Raw genomic sequence first — 17411 nt, forward strand, 5'->3', positions numbered from 1 at the left:
CGGTATAAGCGGGCGTTTTTTATTTGGTTTGCAAAAAGAAAGACAATAGGCGAAAAGTGCCTGTTGTCTTTTTGTATATAACGCTCTAGGAGAGATTCGAACTCCCGACCTGCAGTTTAGGAAACTGCTGCACTATCCGCTGTGCTACTAGAGCTTTTGGTATTTATATAGTAGCTCTGATAATCGATATTTTCAAGCGATTTGTATTAAAGCCCTCCAAAAACCTTATATGCGGCTCTTGTCGTATCTTCATCAATACCGATATACCGCATTGTAATTGATGGTGATGAATGATTCAGTATTCTCTGCAGCTCGGCGATGTCTTTCGTTCGCTGATAAAAATGATAGCCAAACGTTTTCCGGAGTGTATGCGTCCCTATCTCCTCAAGTCCGCACGCCGCAGCGGCCTCTCTTAAAATTCTGTAGGCCTGAATGCGGGAAATCGGCTTCCTGGTCCGCACTGATTTAAAAAGATATTCGTTTTCCTTCATGTCTTTCGTATACTCGTATATTTCCTGTTTCAGCGATTCTAAAATAAGAATCTTTCTTTTCTTTTTCGTTTTGCTTTCAGTCGCCCATAAATGATCTTTATTTTGAACGTCCTTCACTTGCAGCGGCAGAATATCAGAAATGCGGAGCGCGCTGTTGATGCCGAAAATAAACAGAAAATAATCCCGCTTGTTTTTGTTAAGCAAATACTGTTTGACTTCTTGGATTTTCTCTAGACTGCGAATCGGCTGTACAATATGCATCAAAAAACTCCTTAAAAACCGTTATGTAACGTTTTGAGGTCTATGTTACTATTATAGCTGAAAAACGTTGAATGTCAAAGTGCGGCGGCATTTATGTAACATAATATACATAGTGTTACATAAGCTTTTAAAAAAGCTTCTTCCAACCTTCACCCTATAAAATAAGCTTTAAAGCCTATTATAAAGCTTTTAACCTCTTGGATACTTATCTCCCTACTAATCATTAAAAAACCTCTTAAAACGAAATCTGACACTCCCAATTTTCTGGAGCTTCCGCAAAAATATACAAAAAAAGACACAATTTCAAATTGTGACCTAATCCTCATCCTTTACATCAATATCTTCCGGGATCTGTTCATTTAATATTTCCTGCACCAGTGCTTTGTAATTCTCCAGCTGTTCGAGATGCGTTTCGAACTGTTCCTTATAAATCAAAAATTGCTCCCCGTCATGAACGGCTCTGATTTTTCCTTCGAGCACCAAGCTTTTAATATAATCCTCTGAAAGATTTGTATATTCTGCTGTTTCTTCAATCGTTAAATACATATAGCAGTCCCTTCTTAATCCGTATGCTGATTCTAATATAGCACATGGCTCATATCAACATAATCAATTTTGCACAGAAAAACGGCTTTATGTACTATATAATATACCATTTGTCACTTGTGAAAACGCTGTAATTTTTTTACGCTAAGATTGTAACAATACAGCTTCATATAGGAGGGAGAACATGAAAAGAACGTGGAACGTCTGTTTAACAGCTCTGCTTAGTGTTCTGTTAGTCGCTGGAAGTGTCCCTTTTCACGCGGAAGCTAAAAAACCGCCCAAAAGCTACGATGAGTACAAACAAGTAGATGTTGGAAAAGACGGCATGGTTGCGACCGCACATCCTCTTGCTTCTGAAATCGGTGCTGATGTGCTGAAAAAAGGAGGAAATGCTATTGACGCAGCGGTTGCCATTCAATTTGCACTCAATGTAACAGAGCCGATGATGTCAGGTATTGGCGGCGGCGGTTTTATGATGGTGTATGACGGAAAAACGAAGGATACAACGATAATCGACAGCCGTGAGCGTGCTCCAGCAGGCGCAACTCCTGATATGTTTCTGGACGAAAACGGCAAAGCAATTCCTTTCTCTGAACGTGTAACAAAAGGTACTGCCGTTGGTGTTCCAGGCACGCTGAAAGGGCTGGAAGAAGCCTTGGATAAATGGGGAACCCGTTCGATGAAGCAATTAATTACCCCTTCTATTAAACTCGCTGAAAAAGGCTTTCCGATTGATTCGGTGTTGGCAGATGCCATTTCTGAATATCAGGAAAAACTTTCACGGACTGCCGCAAAAGATGTATTTTTACCAAATGGCGAACCGCTTAAAGAAGGAGATACCCTTATTCAAAAGGATTTGGCTAAAACATTTAAGCTTATTCGCTCCAAAGGCACTGACGCTTTTTATAAAGGAAAATTCGCCAAGACGCTTTCTGACACTGTCCAGGATTTCGGCGGATCAATGACAGAAAAAGATTTAGAAAATTACGACATTACAATTGATGAACCGATTTGGGGAGACTATCAAGGCTATCAAATCGCTACTACTCCTCCTCCAAGCTCCGGCGGTATTTTCTTATTGCAAATGCTGAAAATCCTTGATGATTTTAACCTTTCACAATATGATGTCCGCTCATGGGAAAAATATCAGCTGCTTGCTGAAACGATGCATTTGTCATATGCCGACCGTGCGTCTTACGCAGGTGATCCCGAATTTGTAAATGTTCCTCTCAAAGGCCTGCTTCATCCCGATTATATTAAAGAACGCCAGCAATTAATCAACCTAGATCAAGTGAATAAAAAACCGAAAGCCGGTGACCCTTGGAAATACCAAGAAGGATCAGCAAACTATAAACAAGTTGAACAGCCGAAAGACAAAGTAGAAGGCCAAACAACCCACTTTACAGTTGCTGACCGTTGGGGAAATGTCGTTTCTTATACAACAACAATCGAACAGCTATTCGGAACGGGTATTATGGTCCCTGATTACGGTGTTATTTTAAACAATGAATTAACGGATTTTGATGCGATACCAGGCGGAGCTAACGAAGTACAGCCAAACAAACGGCCTTTAAGCAGCATGACCCCGACGATTTTATTTAAGGATGACAAGCCTGTCCTCACTGTTGGATCTCCTGGCGGGGCTACAATTATTTCATCCGTTTTACAAACCATTCTCTACCACATTGAATATGGTATGGAATTAAAAGCAGCTGTTGAAGAGCCGAGAATTTATACAAACAGCATGAGCTCTTACCGTTACGAAGACGGAGTTCCTAAAGATGTCCTCAGCAAGCTAAACGGTATGGGCCACAAATTTGGCACAAGTCCGGTGGATATTGGAAACGTGCAAAGCATATCGATCGACCATGAAAACGGCACCTTTAAAGGTGTAGCTGATTCAAGCAGAAACGGCGCGGCGATCGGCATTAATTTAAAACGTAAATAAATTAAAAAACTGTACTCGCTTCAAATGAGTACAGTTTTTTCATGCTGATCTTTAATAACAACGAGCATTGCTGATGCTCTGTATCCCTGATTGCAATCCAAAATGACAGAATATGATGACTGCTTCTTTGACAAAATCTTTATTCTGCTAATGCACGTCTATCTTCATCTTTTCATTTCGTTTATCTCATCAAGAAATGTCTGAAACGCACTCGTAATAAAAAAGTCTTTCCTGTATATAAAGACGATCTCTAAGTCTTGATATGCTGGTGGCAGCTGATGAATCCATACATTTGTACGATGCTCGGAGCAGTCAACAGCGGACTTTGGGAGCAGCGCCGTACCCATCCCGGCGGAAACACCTTTTATAATAGCCTCCAATGTGCCAAACTCTATGATTTTTTGATTGTGTATGCCTGCTTCCTCTAGTAATCTTTTGACCCTGTCACGATGAGAACAGCCAGCCCCAAAAAAGAGCATCGGCTGCTGAAGCATGTCTTCTGCCGTCCCTTCTCGTGATGAAATCAAAACTAATTCATCATGGGAGACATGGAGTTGTCTAACTGCAGCGTGTTCAACCGGCCCATATACAAAAGCGCCATCAACTTTATGATCAAGAACCTGTTGAATCAAATGATGCGTATCAGCTGTGTTCACTGATAAATCCACTTCAGGAAAACGCCTGAGGAAGGATGCTGCATGCTCAGGCAGATGCGTTACCGCCGTCGTTTCCAGTGATCCGATCCGCAAAGGCCCTTTTGGTTGCCTGCTCATTCGGGTCGATTTTTCAGCTTGGTCTAACAGCGATAATACTTGATCTGCATATTGTAAAAGATTTTCTCCTGCAGCAGTAAGCTTCATTCCCCGATTCGTTCGATGAAAAAGCCTGATATTCAAATCTTCCTCAAGGTTATGCACTCTGGCTGTCACATTCGACTGAACATAATTCAGCATTTGGGCTGCTTTCGTTATGCTTCCTTCGCGAGCAACAGCCTGAAAAATTTTTAAATCTCCGCTTTCCACGCGCTCTCACCTGCTTGCTATGATGAAAAGTGATATTGGCTATCATATTTGTTCATTTTACTCGAAGAAAACCGCTATGTAAAATATGTAAAGATATGAAAATACAATTCAATGAGGAGGCAGACAGCATGAAAGCTGTAATTCACAACGGAAAAGCCGGTCTTCTGGGGTTATCAGTTCAGGACGTTCCATCAACAAAGCCTGGATACGGAGAGGTAAAGGTTAAATTAAAATCTGCAGGCCTGAATCATCGTGACTTGTTTCTTATGAAAAACAAATCTGAACAAGATCCTCACATGATACTGGGTTCTGACGGCGCGGGTATCATCGAAGAGATTGGTGAAGGCGTGAAAAATGTTACTGTTCAGACAGAAGTAGTCATTTTCCCGACATTGAACTGGGATTTGACAGAGAATGTACCACCTGTACCTGAGATTCTGGGAGGTCCTTCGGACGGAACACTTGCTGAATATGTGATCATTCCTTCACAAAATGCAATCAAAAAACCTGCTTATTTATCATGGGAAGAAGCGGGCGTTTTACCTTTATCCGCTTTAACTGCATATCGGGCTCTGTTTACAAAGGGGCAATTAAAAAAAGGCGAGCATCTATTGATACCCGGCATCGGCAGCGGTGTGGCAACCTACGCTTTATTTATGGCTAAGGCGATTGGGGCAACAGTAAGCGTGACCTCCCGCAGTGAGGAGAAAAGAAAAAAGGCGCTGAAATTAGGTGCTGATTACGCATTTGACAGCTACAGCAATTGGGATGAGCAGTTGCAGGGAAAAAAGGCGGATGTTGTTCTTGACAGCATAGGACCTGCCCTCTTTTCGGAATACTTCCGCCATGTAAAACCAAATGGCCGTATTGTCAGCTTTGGGGCAAGCTCAGGGGATAATCTCAGTTTTCCGGTGCGTTCTCTATTCTTTCCTCAGGTCAATGTTTTGGGAACCTCGATGGGAAGCGGTGAGGAATTTCAAGCTATGCTCGCTTTCATTGACAAACATAAGCTGCGGCCTGTAATTGACCGGATATATCCTTTAGAAAAAGCATGTGAAGCATATAAAAGAATGCAGGAAGGCAGACAGTTTGGAAACATCGGGATCGTAATGGAATAAAAAAAGAAACCGGCTGGCAGCCAGACCGGTTTCTCTTATATGATAATCCCCTTTATTTACGGAAGAACTGAACTCCCCATCAAATATCGATCCACTTCACGCGCCACTTCTCGGCCTTCATTAATCGCCCATACGATTAAGCTTTGGCCTCTTCTTGCATCCCCTGCGGCGAATACACCATCGATATTTGTTTGATAATCCCCATATGCTGCACTGATTTTGTTATTTACAGAATCAACACCGAACTGTTTCAACAGCGGCTGTTCTGTGCCTTCAAAGCCGATAGCGATAAAGACAAGCTGAGCAGGCCATACTTTTTCCGTTCCAGGCAGCTCGCGGAACTCGTATTTCCCATGCTCATTTTTCACTTTTTCCATTTGGATGGTATGAAGCTCTTTCAGCTTTCCGTTTTTATCCGCAACCATTTTTGTCGTTTGAATGGAGTATTCTCTCGGATCTCTTCCGAATTTTGCTTCTGCTTCCTCGTATGCATATTCAAGCGTAAAGACGTGTGGCTGTTCAGGCCACATATTGTCATTCGTGCGGGCTGGCGGAAGTTTCGGGTGTTTGCCGAATTGGTGCACGCTTTTGGCTTTTTGACGCAGAGCAGTAGCCACACAGTCAGCTCCTGTATCTCCGCCTCCGATTACGATGACATCTTTCCCTTTGGCATCAATGAATTGCTTGTCTTTAAAATTAGAATCTAAATAGCTTTTTGTTGCAAGTGTCAGGTAGTCCATCGCGTAATGGACTCCTTTTGAGTCGCGTCCTTCAATTAAGAGGTCCCGCTGTTTTTGAGCGCCTGTGCATAAGATCACAGCATCAAATTGCTCCTTTAGCTCATCAGCTGTAATGTCAACACCGATTTCTGTGTTCGTGACAAAATCAATTCCCTCTTGCGTCAGCAATTTAATTCGGCGTTCTACAATGCCCTTCTCAAGCTTCATGTTTGGAATGCCGTATGTTAAAAGGCCGCCCGCTCTGTCTGAGCGCTCAAAAACAGTGACAGAATGCCCTGCTTGATTCAGCTGGTCAGCACTCGCCAGTCCGGCTGGGCCCGACCCGACGATGGCGACTTTTTTGCCTGTTCGTTTTTTTGGAATTCTAGGTTGAATCCAGCCATTCTCAAATCCTTTATCGATAATGGTCCGCTCGATGTTTTTAATTGATACGGCCGGATCTGAAATCGCTAAAGTGCATGATCCTTCACAAGGAGCGGGGCATACCCGCCCTGTGAATTCAGGAAAGTTGTTTGTTTTCAACAGACGTTCCAATGCTTCCTTCCATCTGCCCCGGTAGACAAGATCGTTCCATTCAGGAATTAAGTTGTAAATCGGACATCCGGATGTAAATCCGTTAATGTCCGCACCGATCTGGCAAAACGGTGTACCGCAATCCATGCACCGCGCCCCTTGCCGTTTCGATGCTTCTTCTGAAAAAGGAGCAGAATATTCTTTCCAATCCTTTAAGCGAGTGAGAGGGTCCCGCTCCGCAGGTTTTTCTCGTTTGATCTCCATAAATCCAGTTGGTTTCCCCATGTTCCTCTCCCCTTCCTTACTGTACTACCGCTTGTTTTTGTCCCGATGCTGCTGTATTCTGCTTTGGCTTCGTGTTGGCCTCAAAAGCGAACATGATGGCTTCTTCATCTGATAAACCTGCAGCTTTTTGCTCTTGGATGCTTGCGAGCATTTGTTTATAGTTTTTCGGAATGACTTTGACGAATTTCTTCACACTGTCTTCCCATTGATCAAGCAGATCTTCTGCTTTTTGGCTGTTTGTATACGCAGTATGTCTTTCAAGCATTGCTTTGATTTGCTGGATTTCTTTCTCATCCTCTAATGATTCAAATAAAATCATCTCAAGGTTGCATTTGCGTTTAAACGCTTTGACATCTTCGGCCAGTACATAAGCGATTCCGCCGGACATACCTGCCGCAAAGTTTTTGCCTACATCACCGAGAACGACAACGCTGCCGCCAGTCATGTATTCACAGCCGTGGTCGCCAATACCTTCTACAACTACATTCACACCGCTGTTTCGAACGGCAAAGCGTTCACCAGCACGTCCGTTAATATATGCTTCTCCGCTTGTCGCGCCGTAAAAAGCCACGTTGCCGATAATGACATTGTCATCCGAAGCAGAGTTGAATCCTTCTGGTGACTTGACGATGATTTTTCCGCCAGAAAGCCCTTTTCCGACGTAATCATTTGAGTCTCCGTCCAAATAAAGCGTCATCCCTTTAGGAACGAAAGCTCCAAAGCTTTGGCCGGCTGATCCGGTAAAGTGCAGCTTGATTGTATCTTCAGGAAGACCTTCTTCTCCGTAACGCTTTGAGATTTCACTGCCGGTTATCGTTCCGGCTACACGATTTGTATTATTGATTTCAATCGAAATATCAGCTTCTTTTCCAGATTCGATGGCTTCTTGTACAGCCGGGAGAATTGTTGTGATATCAAGCGATTGATCAATTTTATGATTTTGCGGAGCTTGGAATGTCCGCACCCCTTCAGGCTGATAAAGAAGTGTAGACAAATCAAGCTGGCCTGCTTTCCAGTGCCCCTTCGCCCGTTCACTTACATGAAGTACATCAGTGCGGCCGATCATTTCATCAAATGTCTTGAAGCCTAACGCAGCCATGTACTCACGAACTTCTTCGGCAATGAACAGCATATAGTTCACAATATGGTCAGGATCTCCCATGAACTTTTTGCGAAGCTCTGGATTTTGTGTCGCTACACCGACAGGGCATGTATCCAAATGGCAGGCACGCATCATGACACAACCGAGTACAACTAACGGAGCTGTTGCAAAACCAAATTCTTCGGCGCCGAGCAAGGCAGCCATCACAACGTCGCGGCCCGTCATAAGCTTTCCATCTGTTTCTAATACAACACGGTCACGAAGTCCGTTCAGCATTAGTGTTTGATGTGCTTCTGCAAGGCCAAGCTCCCACGGAAGCCCTGTATGTTTAATACTGGTTTTCGGAGAAGCGCCTGTACCTCCGTCATAGCCGCTGATCACAATGACATCTGCAGTCGCTTTGGCAACACCTGCAGCGATTGTTCCTACACCTGCTTTTGACACCAGCTTTACGCTGATTCTTGCGTCACGGTTGGCATTTTTCAAATCGTGGATCAGCTGGGCTAAATCCTCAATCGAATAAATGTCATGGTGTGGCGGAGGTGAGATTAATCCGACACCTGGCGTTGATCCGCGGACATCGGCAACCCATGGATATACCTTGTTGCCAGGAAGCTGCCCGCCTTCACCCGGCTTAGCACCTTGAGCCATTTTAATCTGCAGCTCATCAGCATTGACGAGGTAATGGCTTTTGACACCAAACCGTCCGGATGCAATTTGTTTGATCGCACTTCTTCTATCATCGCCGTTCTCATCTGGAACAAAGCGTTTGGGATCTTCTCCGCCTTCACCGCTGTTGCTTTTTCCTCCAAGACGGTTCATTGCGATTGCTAAAGCTTCGTGCGCTTCCTTACTCAAGGACCCGAATGACATCGCACCCGTTTTAAAACGTTTGACAATCGATTCAGCGGATTCAACCTCCTCCAACTTCAAAGGCTTGCGGTTTCCGTCAAATGCGAACAAGTTCCGCAAAAATCCGATGCGTTCTTCATCAGCCGCTTTTGTATACTGTTTAAACAGACTGTAATCATTTCTGCGGCACGCCCATTGCAAAGTATGAATCGTTTTCGGATTAAACGCATGATGCTCTCCGCCATTTCTCCATTGGAAGTCACTTCCCGGTTCAAGCGTTTTGCTGTAATCATCCTGATACGCTTCCCGGTGGCGGCGCTGTGCCTCTTCTGCAATTGTTTGTAAATCGATGCCGCCTAGCTGTGATGCAGTACCTGTGAAATAGCGATCGATCACATCGCGGCTGATTCCTACCGCCTCAAAGATTTGGGCGCCTCTGTAGCTTTGCACAGTTGAAATTCCCATCTTGGACATCACTTTTACGACGCCCTCAGTAATGCTTTTTCCATATTTGCTGACCGCTTCTTCATAGCTGATATCCAAACGGCCTTCATCAATTTCCTGCTTGTAGGTCGCATAAGCGAGATAAGGGTTAATCGCATCTGCGCCATAACCGATTAACGCTGCAAAGTGATGCACTTCACGTGCTTCTCCCGATTCCACAATAATGCTGACCTTCGTACGCAGCCCTTTGCGGATTAAGTGCTGGTGCAGCGCGCTTACTGCCAGAAGCGGCGGAATTGGTGTCAGTCGTTCGTTCATCTTTTTGTCTGATAAAATTAACAAACTTACGCCTTGGCTGATGGCTTTCTCTGCTTGTGTGAACATGTCCTTTAATCCGCGTTCAAGATCCTCTGAAAACAGCACATCAATTTTTTGGCTTTTTAAATCTGGATGAACAATCGTTTTCAATGCGTAAAACTGTTCATTGGATAAAACAGGTGTATACAGTTTAATCCGGCGAACATTTCGTTCACTTGGATGAAGAAGATCGCCTTCCGCACCGAGCCAAGTCATCGTTGAAGTGACAAGCTGCTCACGAATCGCGTCGATTGGCGGGTTCGTTACTTGTGCAAACAGCTGTTTAAAGTAGTTAAACAGTGATTGCGCTCGGTCAGATAGTACAGCAAGCGGAGCGTCATTCCCCATTGAACCAAGGGGATCTTTGCCTTCTTTAATAACAGGAATTAGATACTTTTGGATATCCTCATATGTGTATCCGAATGCCTTCTGGCGAGTAAGAAGATCACTAAATTGTTCTTCTTCTCTTGACTCCGGATCAGGATTTACTTGTACAAGCTCTTCTTCAAGCCATTTTTGGTACGGATACTCAGTTGCAATTTGTGTTTTGACTTCCTCATCGGAGATAATACGGCCTTCTTCCAGGTCGATTAAAAGCATTTTCCCAGGCTCAAGGCGGTTTTTATATAAAACGTTCTCCTGTTCAACTTCAATAACGCCTACTTCAGATGAGAAAATAATATAATCATCTTTTGTGACATAATAACGGGCCGGACGGAGACCATTCCGGTCAAGGATTGCCCCGATTTGTTTACCGTCAGTAAATGAAATGGCTGTCGGTCCGTCCCAAGGCTCCATCAGGGAGCTATGGTACTCGTAGAACGCCCTTTTTTCCTTGGACATATGCGTATTTTCCGTCCAAGGCTCTGGAATGAGCATCATTGCCGTATGTGCCGGTTTGCGTCCAGCCATCACAAAAAACTCAAATGCGTTATCCAAAATGGAAGAGTCACTGCCATCAGCATTGAGAATCGGCAAAATCTTGTTTAAGTCCTCACCGAAGCTTTCAGAAACAAATTGCTGCTCACGTGCTCTCATCCAGTTGATATTTCCGCGAAGGGTGTTAATTTCACCGTTGTGAACCAAATAGCGGTTAGGATGGGCTCTTTCCCATGTAGGGAATGTATTGGTACTGAAGCGTGAATGAACAAGCGCAAAAGCAGAAACGAATGCTTCGTCTTGCAGATCAGAATAAAATGCATCAACCTGTTCAGGTGTTAAAAGGCCTTTGTAAACAATGGTCTGGCTTGAAAGACTGGCAAAATAAAAATCAAGACCTTCCGTTACTCCCCAATTTTCAGCCTGTTTACGAATGACATACAATTTTCGTTCAAAAGATAAATTGTCCTTTAGATCAGAACTTGCGCCGATAAATACCTGACGGACAAACGGACAGCTTTTTTGCGCCACTGTTCCGATTTTTCCGACATTTACAGGTACAGTTCTCCATCCAAGAACGACTTGGCCTTCTTGTTCAATCAGTGCATTGATTTGCTTTTCAATTTTTTTTCTTTCATCTTCTTTCTGTGAGAAAAAGACCATTCCTACCCCGTAACGTTCTTTTTCTGGCAGATTGATGTCTTTGCACTCTTTTCTAAAGAAAGCATCAGGGATTTGAACCAGTAAGCCGGCTCCGTCTCCTGTATCCGGATCACTGCCTTGCCCTCCTCTATGATCTAGCTGGCAAAGCATCTTAAGTCCTTGTTTGACAATGTCGTGAGTCTGCTTGCCCTTTAAGTGTGCATATAGGCCGATTCCGCATGCATCATGTTCAAATTCAGGACGGTAGAGACCTTGAGCTTTTGGCATTTGATTGTACGTCATAATTCCTCTCCCCCGATCAATTTCCGATAATACCGGTCATAAAATCTAACAACTCTATAATCATTGTAGGTTTTCAAAACGATATAAACAATATATAATTTAGATCAAAAGAATCTCAAAATGAGATAGATGGATGTGAGACAAACATGGAGCTGCGCCAACTGCGTTATTTCATGGAGGTGGCTGAAAGAGAACACGTTTCAGAAGCCGCTGATCATTTGCATGTGGCCCAATCAGCAATCAGCAGACAAATTGCCAATCTTGAAGAAGAATTAAATGTGACCTTATTTGAGCGTGAAGGGAGAAATATCAAACTCACGCCAATCGGAAAAGAATTTTTGATTCATGTGAAAACGGCGATGAAAGCCATTGATTATGCGAAAGAACAAATTGATGAGTATCTTGACCCGCATCGCGGAACGGTAAAGATCGGCTTTCCTACAAGCCTCGCCAGCCAGCTTTTGCCGACTGTCATTTCAGCGTTTAAAGAAGAATATCCGCACGTCGAATTTTTGCTGCGCCAAGGCTCCTATAAGTTTCTGATTGAAGCTGTCAGAAACCGCGATATTGATCTGGCCTTATTAGGGCCGGTGCCGACGAATTTCTCTGACATAACGGGAAAAATATTATTTACTGAAAAAATTTACGCGCTTGTTCCATTAAATCATCCGCTTGCTAAACAAAAAACGGTTCATTTAATCGATTTGCGCAACGACCAATTTGTATTGTTCCCGGAAGGATTTGTACTTAGAGAGATGGCAATCGATACTTGCAAACAAGCAGGCTTTGCTCCTCTCGTTTCCACGGAGGGTGAGGATTTGGATGCGATCAAAGGGTTAGTGTCCGCAGGAATGGGCGTTACCCTTCTGCCTGAAAGTACTTTTGCTGAAACAACACCTCGTTTTACTGTGAAAATTCCAATTGAGTTCCCTCAAGTAAAACGGACTGTCGGAATCATTAAACCGAAAAATAGAGAGCTTGCGCCTTCCGCGAATGATTTTTATGAGTTTGTCATTCAATTTTTCTCTAAGCTGGAGCAGTATCAATAAAAAAAATGAACCCGAGCTTCTATATAGAAGCTTCGGGTTTTTTTCTGCAAATTAATTTACAGGTAAAGAAAAATCCACATGGCAAACAAATGCTTCTTGATCAATTAGAGCTCTGTTTGTCAGTTCCTTGTTCTTTTCCGGTTCTTGAAGCTGTACAGAAGAGTAATTGACGATTCCAAGGCCGATTTCCGTCCCTTTTGAATCCATTAGCCGAACAACTGAACCGCTTTTAAATTTCCCTTTAATCTTCTGTACACCGTCTAGGTATAAACTCGATTGGCCGTTTGTTATTTTTCGTGAACAATCATCTGATAAAATCATTTCACCTTCCGGACCGGAATTAAAAGCGATCCATTGCTCCTTTTGATTCAACGGAAGCGTTCCTTCTGCTTCAAAATAGGTGCCTTCCGCCTGTTCATGAACGGCGTGATATAAAATATCGCCGACATCTGCCTGACCTAGGAAACCTTTAATGCCAGACGCCATTACGATTTTAAACGCATCAAGCTTAGAGCGCATGCCGCCGGTGCCAACGATGCTTCCAGTGTCACCTGCGCATGCTTCGATGTCAGGTGTTATTTCACTCACCCGCTGTATCCTTTTCGCTTCTGGATTTGTGCGCGGATTGCCGTCATATAATCCGTCGATATCTGATAAAATCACAAGCATATCTGCATCAATCAATCCTGCGACTTTTGCTGCGAGCGTATCATTGTCGCCAAACTTGAGCCGATTGACGGTAACTGTGTCATTTTCGTTTATGATCGGGATGATGCCGCGCTCGAGCAGTACATTCATTGTATTCCTGACATTGTTGTATCGATATTCATCAGAAAAATCGCTTCTCGTAATTAAAATTTGGGATGCGACATAGCCGTGTGCCAAAAACAGCTTTGAATAAGCCTCCATCAGCAATCCCTGGCCGATTGAAGCTGATGCTTGTTTTTCTGGAAGCTTCTCGGGCCTTTGGATAAATCCGAGCTTCCGATATCCCGCCGCCACTGCGCCTGAGGAAACCAAAATCACTTCATAACCGGCGTCTTTGAGTTTGACGACCTGGTCGACCAGCGCTTCTAATTTACGAATGCTGATTTCTCCATGAAGGCTTGTTAATGAACTGCTTCCAATCTTCACAACGACTCTTTTCATGCTTGTATCAGGCGTCACTTTATCACTCCTGATAGCGGCGCTGCAGTTTTTTCGATATCTTCGCTGATTTCCTTTGAACGCTTAGCCGCATGCTTTATCGCTTGAGAAATCGCTTCTCCGCCGCCGCTTTTTTTCAAGGCTTGCAGCCCCGCTGCTGTCGTTCCGTTAGGTGACGTGATATTATCTCTTAAGATCTCAGGATGTTCTCCTGTTTCCATGAGCATTTTTGCGGCACCTAAAAGTGTCTGTGCGCCGATGCTTCGAGATAACTGTTTATCGAGGCCCGCTTCCTCGCCTGTCTTTTCAATGAATTCCATTAAATAATAAAAATACGCGGGGCCGCTGCCTGCAATTCCGGTGAATATATCCATTTGATTTTCTTGGATTGTATAGACTTCGCCCATGCATCCGAGCAATGCTTCGGCCAGCTTCTTCAGGTCTTCCGACACATATTTGCCAAGGGCAATAGCTGTTGCAGAAGCGCCAATCATACTGGAAGTGTTGGGCATCACTCTGACAACCGGCTGTTCATTAAGCAATGATTGTTCAATAAAAGAGGTGGTTATGCCGGCAAGGACCGACAATATTAATTGATGGGGTTGAATACGTGATTTTAGTGATGACAGAGCGTTTTCGGCGTCTTTTGGCTTCATTGCCAAAATGAGTACATCCATGTCTTCAATACATAGTTGGTTCGGCAAGGCGCCTTTGATTCCATATTGAAGTTCAAGTTCAGTTAATCGCTCTGTATTGCTGCGGTTTGTAACGCAGATGTTTTGTTTCGGGATTTTGTTGGCACGAACGATACCTGATATCATTCCTTCCGCCATAGATCCTGCTCCTATAAAGGCTACTTTCTTTTGATCAAAGATCGGTAACATCTCCTTTGTTCGCTTTTTTGTTCGCATTTTCACACGTTTAAAATGTTACCACGTGAGGAAATGATGTCAAGTTTGAAGGTCATCATTGATTTGTATTGTTTCTTTTCGACAAATATGTATAATGAAAAGCAGAAAACACCCGGTTCACACTGCTGCGCCGGGTGTTTGTTTCTATTAAAAATTATCTGAGAGAGCTTTTTCAATCAGTTTTTTACAGCGATCCAGCTCTACCTTCAGCTGTTTTTTATATAGCTTGGCGGCTTCGTAATCTTTAAATTGATAGAGGACGACTTCCTGGAGCTTAGCCCCTTCTTTTTTTACTTTAATTTGTTTTAGTATCCCGTCATCAAGAAGCTCATGCAAAGACCGGTATACTTCTGTATGATTTGGTTTAAAACCAATCTCTTTAAATTCAGACCGAAGTACTTCAAGCAGCTTTAACCCATAGAGTCTCTCTTGCTCTGTCATCGTTATCATATAAAGCTTCAAAAATGCGCGCTGTTTCACTAAAAAGCCTGTTGAACTCCTTTTTTCTTCTTTCATCATATGCACTCCTTCTTTATATTAAAGACTGATAGTCCAGTCATTTCATATTTACTGATTATAGGTGTAGCGGAAAAAATAAATTTCGACTGAACATTTGGTACATAGTTTTCTTAGTTCTATTATAGCCTGCATTTACTGCTATCTTCAATTTAAACGATTGCCAGGGTTTACATATCTCATTTTACCGGTACGGATTTCATTCAAATAAAAAAACCTGTCGAAAGACAGGTTTTCATTTTTAAGGATTTGTTGACCATAATCCCGCTGTTTTGATGAAAATACGAGGATCTAATTTCAATTGTGCCACCATGTACTCAGCAAGATCCTCAGGCTGCATAACTTTTTCAGGATTACCGTCTGTTAAGTTCAATTCGATAGACATATCACTAGCGACAGTGCTCGGCGTTAACGCGCTGACTCTGATATTATGCTTTCTTACTTCTTGCATAAGAGACTCTGTTAACCCGAGAACGGCAAATTTAGAAGCGCTGTAAGCACTTGTTGCAGCAGCTCCTCTTTGGCCCGCTGTAGATGAAATATTAATGATGTCTCCGGCTTTGCGTTCAATCATTTCCGGAAGCACCGCGCGAGTGACATGGTACACACCCATTAGGTTGACTTGAATAATATTTTCCCACTCATCAGCTGACAGATCTAAGAAACCGCCAAATTTGCTGATGCCGGCGTTATTAATGAGGATATCGATATCACCGAGCTGTTCCTTCACTTGAGCTACAGCTTGATTAACCTGGTCGGCATCTTTTACATCTGCAGCAGCAAATGCAGCTTTTACACCAAGCGCTTTGACTTCTTCAGCCACTTTTTCTACATTAGCGGAAGTCCGGCCAATTAACCCGATATTCACGCCTTCTTTGGCAAGCGCCAGAGCAGTAGCGCGGCCAATTCCTCTGCCTCCGCCTGTGATTAGTGCAGTTTTATGTTGTAAACTTTGCAATTGAAGCACCCTTTCTTTGTTTACATATGTACGATATCACATTATAAGTACAATACATCCAATACGCAAATCAAACGAACTGTGCAATCATCATTTCTTTGGATTAAAAAAGCGGAAACAGGGTAATGACAAAAGAAAAAAGGAGTGAACATATGGTTATTGTTTATATCAGCCTGGCAGTATTGGCTATTTCTATCATATTTTTAGGGTTTAATGTGATCCAAAACAAGAAAAAAATAGACCCCGCACTAAAGGAGCTCACTTCTGTTACGCAGGCTATGCAAAAACAAATCGAGGGATTAAAAACAGAAGCAGAGCTGCTGACGCAAAAACAAAAGAAGATTCAGCATGATGTCCAAATGAAAAAATACGCGTTTCAGCAGACAGCAGCTGAAGTGAAAGAAGTTCCCCAAGCAGTCAAAGAGGTGTGGCAGGCAGGACATTTAAATAGCAGATAAGGATGAATGAGATCCCGTTGTTACGATCAGAATGGACAAATGGGATCTCATTTTTCGAGGAGGCTTACACATGATTATAAACCGCAGCTGCTTAAAAAAGTTCGCAGAAAAAGTACATTTTCTTCCCTCTTCATTTACAAAGTCCGATTTACTTACTGATCCATTTCGTCTCCATCAAGAAAACGAACTTGGCATCTACTATTCACCTCATAATGAATTTATCAATCGGGATGCCTCGCTTGTGATTGCCGGGATCACGCCTGGTTTTTCCCAGATGAAGACAGCGTACGAAACAGCCGCCGAAAGCCTTCGGCAAGGCGGGACTCTTGAGCAAATGGCAGTAGACACAAAAATAGCAGCGGGTTTCTCCGGATCGATGAGACATAACCTTATTACCATGCTGGATTTATGCGGGCTGCCACAGGCTTTCGGCATTCAAAGCGCCGCGCAGCTTTTTGGTGACTTACGGCATATGCTCCATACAACTTCCGTTATTAAATATCCTGTCTTTATCCAGCAAAAAAACTATACCGGATACAAACCGGCCATCACTCGCTCTCCTATCCTAAGCACCTATGCTTTTGATCACTTCCCTGCGGAGCTCAATCATGTGGTGGGGCCAGCTCTTCTTATTCCGTTAGGAAAAGCCGCCGAAACAGTATGTGAAACCTTGATCAGACAGTACAGACTCCAGAATTTGATTTGCCTTAGCGGCTTTCCCCACCCATCAGGCGCAAACGGCCATCGTTTAAAACAATTCGCCAAAAACAAAGAGCAACTAGAAAGACAAATTCATTCTTTTGCTTCCTCAGTTTTGAATTTTCTATAGAAAAGAGGAAATAAAAGGGATATGATAAACAGAAACAAACG

13 protein-coding genes, 1 tRNA gene and 1 pseudogene are annotated in these 17411 nt (G+C 43.3%); 5 read left to right on the top strand and 10 right to left on the bottom strand.

The genetic code is table 11. The annotated features are described in order from the left end of the window. Positions 1 to 81: 81 nt before the first annotated feature. The 3 genes from NSU05_RS09775 to NSU05_RS09785 form a co-directional block, all read right to left on the bottom strand. Positions 82 to 154: transfer RNA gene (locus tag NSU05_RS09775), tRNA-Arg, on the bottom strand. Between the two features lie 52 nt (positions 155 to 206). Beyond that, a complete protein-coding gene (locus NSU05_RS09780; RefSeq protein WP_003231473.1) occupies positions 207 to 752 on the bottom strand; it encodes a site-specific integrase in 546 nt (181 codons plus the stop codon). A 315-nt stretch (positions 753 to 1067) separates the two neighbouring features. After that, entirely contained in the window at positions 1068 to 1298 is a 231-nt protein-coding gene (locus NSU05_RS09785; RefSeq protein ID WP_038429068.1) for an excisionase family DNA-binding protein, read from the bottom strand. Between the two features lie 184 nt (positions 1299 to 1482). Between NSU05_RS09785 and ggt the strand changes: the two genes are divergently transcribed. Next, positions 1483 to 3246, top strand: coding sequence for a gamma-glutamyltransferase (gene ggt, locus NSU05_RS09790; protein WP_038429070.1), 1764 nt, complete (start codon positions 1483 to 1485; stop codon positions 3244 to 3246). Positions 3247 to 3410: 164 nt separating this feature from the next. Here the strand turns inward: ggt and yofA are convergent, their stop codons facing one another. Then, on the bottom strand, positions 3411 to 4268 hold the full coding sequence (gene yofA / locus NSU05_RS09795; RefSeq protein ID WP_029727235.1) for a LysR family transcriptional regulator YofA: 858 nt from the start codon (positions 4266 to 4268) through the stop codon (positions 3411 to 3413). A gap of 128 nt (positions 4269 to 4396) precedes the next feature. Between yofA and NSU05_RS09800 the strand changes: the two genes are divergently transcribed. Beyond that, the gene (locus NSU05_RS09800; RefSeq protein WP_014479971.1) at positions 4397 to 5386 is read left to right on the top strand and encodes a zinc-binding dehydrogenase; all 990 of its coding nucleotides are present in this window, start codon (positions 4397 to 4399) and stop codon (positions 5384 to 5386) included. A 56-nt stretch (positions 5387 to 5442) separates the two neighbouring features. Here NSU05_RS09800 and gltD read toward each other — a convergent pair whose 3' ends face one another. After that, a complete protein-coding gene (gltD, locus tag NSU05_RS09805) occupies positions 5443 to 6924 on the bottom strand; it encodes a glutamate synthase small subunit (protein WP_014479972.1) in 1482 nt (493 codons plus the stop codon). Positions 6925 to 6940: 16 nt separating this feature from the next. Further along, on the bottom strand, positions 6941 to 11503 hold the full coding sequence (gene gltB, locus NSU05_RS09810) for a glutamate synthase large subunit (RefSeq protein WP_038429071.1): 4563 nt from the start codon (positions 11501 to 11503) through the stop codon (positions 6941 to 6943). Positions 11504 to 11649: 146 nt separating this feature from the next. Between gltB and gltC the strand changes: the two genes are divergently transcribed. Then, positions 11650 to 12552, top strand: a complete 903-nt coding sequence (gene gltC, locus NSU05_RS09815; RefSeq protein WP_004399246.1) for a glutamate biosynthesis transcriptional regulator GltC — start codon at positions 11650 to 11652, stop codon at positions 12550 to 12552. 51 nt (positions 12553 to 12603) lie between these two features. On the opposite strand, the gene proB is transcribed toward gltC, so the two are convergent. The 4 genes from proB to NSU05_RS09835 form a co-directional block, all read right to left on the bottom strand. Further along, positions 12604 to 13719 carry a glutamate 5-kinase gene (proB, locus tag NSU05_RS09820; RefSeq protein ID WP_015714042.1) on the bottom strand — a complete coding sequence of 372 codons (1116 nt, stop codon included), beginning with the start codon at positions 13717 to 13719 and terminating at the stop codon, positions 12604 to 12606. Beyond that, positions 13716 to 14609, bottom strand: a complete 894-nt coding sequence (gene proC, locus NSU05_RS09825; protein ID WP_010886524.1) for a pyrroline-5-carboxylate reductase — start codon at positions 14607 to 14609, stop codon at positions 13716 to 13718. The genes proB and proC overlap by 4 nt, the downstream gene beginning before the upstream one ends. 147 nt (positions 14610 to 14756) lie before the next feature. Then, complete coding sequence (gene rtp, locus NSU05_RS09830) at positions 14757 to 15125, bottom strand: replication termination protein (protein WP_003220337.1); 369 nt, start codon at positions 15123 to 15125, stop codon at positions 14757 to 14759. Positions 15126 to 15366: 241 nt separating this feature from the next. Then, positions 15367 to 16083: a 3-ketoacyl-ACP reductase gene (locus NSU05_RS09835; protein ID WP_038429073.1), complete on the bottom strand. Its 717-nt coding sequence runs from the start codon at positions 16081 to 16083 to the stop codon at positions 15367 to 15369. A gap of 152 nt (positions 16084 to 16235) precedes the next feature. Here NSU05_RS09835 and NSU05_RS09840 point away from each other — a divergent pair, with 152 nt between their 5' ends. Next, positions 16236 to 16541 (top strand): DUF948 domain-containing protein, encoded by a 306-nt coding sequence (locus NSU05_RS09840; RefSeq protein WP_339204691.1) that lies wholly within the window; start codon positions 16236 to 16238, stop codon positions 16539 to 16541. A gap of 70 nt (positions 16542 to 16611) precedes the next feature. Next, positions 16612 to 17384 (top strand): annotated as a pseudogene (locus tag NSU05_RS09845) (hypothetical protein). The last annotated feature ends 27 nt before the right edge of the window (positions 17385 to 17411 follow it).

Source organism: Bacillus sp. EU52 (assembly GCF_037964975.1).
Lineage (GTDB): Bacteria > Bacillota > Bacilli > Bacillales > Bacillaceae > Bacillus > Bacillus subtilis.

What these genes read in the sequence shown, in the direction of transcription:
- NSU05_RS09780 (WP_003231473.1), bottom strand. Translation starts at nt 752, where the DNA reads ATGCATATTGTACAGCCGATTCGCAGTCTAGAGAAAATCCAAGAAGTC.
- NSU05_RS09785 (WP_038429068.1), bottom strand. Translation starts at nt 1,298, where the DNA reads ATGTATTTAACGATTGAAGAAACAGCAGAATATACAAATCTTTCAGAG.
- ggt (WP_038429070.1), top strand. Translation starts at nt 1,483, where the DNA reads ATGAAAAGAACGTGGAACGTCTGTTTAACAGCTCTGCTTAGTGTTCTG.
- NSU05_RS09800 (WP_014479971.1), top strand. Translation starts at nt 4,397, where the DNA reads ATGAAAGCTGTAATTCACAACGGAAAAGCCGGTCTTCTGGGGTTATCA.
- gltD (WP_014479972.1), bottom strand. Translation starts at nt 6,924, where the DNA reads ATGGGGAAACCAACTGGATTTATGGAGATCAAACGAGAAAAACCTGCG.
- gltB (WP_038429071.1), bottom strand. Translation starts at nt 11,503, where the DNA reads ATGACGTACAATCAAATGCCAAAAGCTCAAGGTCTCTACCGTCCTGAA.
- gltC (WP_004399246.1), top strand. Translation starts at nt 11,650, where the DNA reads ATGGAGCTGCGCCAACTGCGTTATTTCATGGAGGTGGCTGAAAGAGAA.
- proC (WP_010886524.1), bottom strand. Translation starts at nt 14,609, where the DNA reads ATGCGAACAAAAAAGCGAACAAAGGAGATGTTACCGATCTTTGATCAA.
- rtp (WP_003220337.1), bottom strand. Translation starts at nt 15,125, where the DNA reads ATGAAAGAAGAAAAAAGGAGTTCAACAGGCTTTTTAGTGAAACAGCGC.
- NSU05_RS09840 (WP_339204691.1), top strand. Translation starts at nt 16,236, where the DNA reads ATGGTTATTGTTTATATCAGCCTGGCAGTATTGGCTATTTCTATCATA.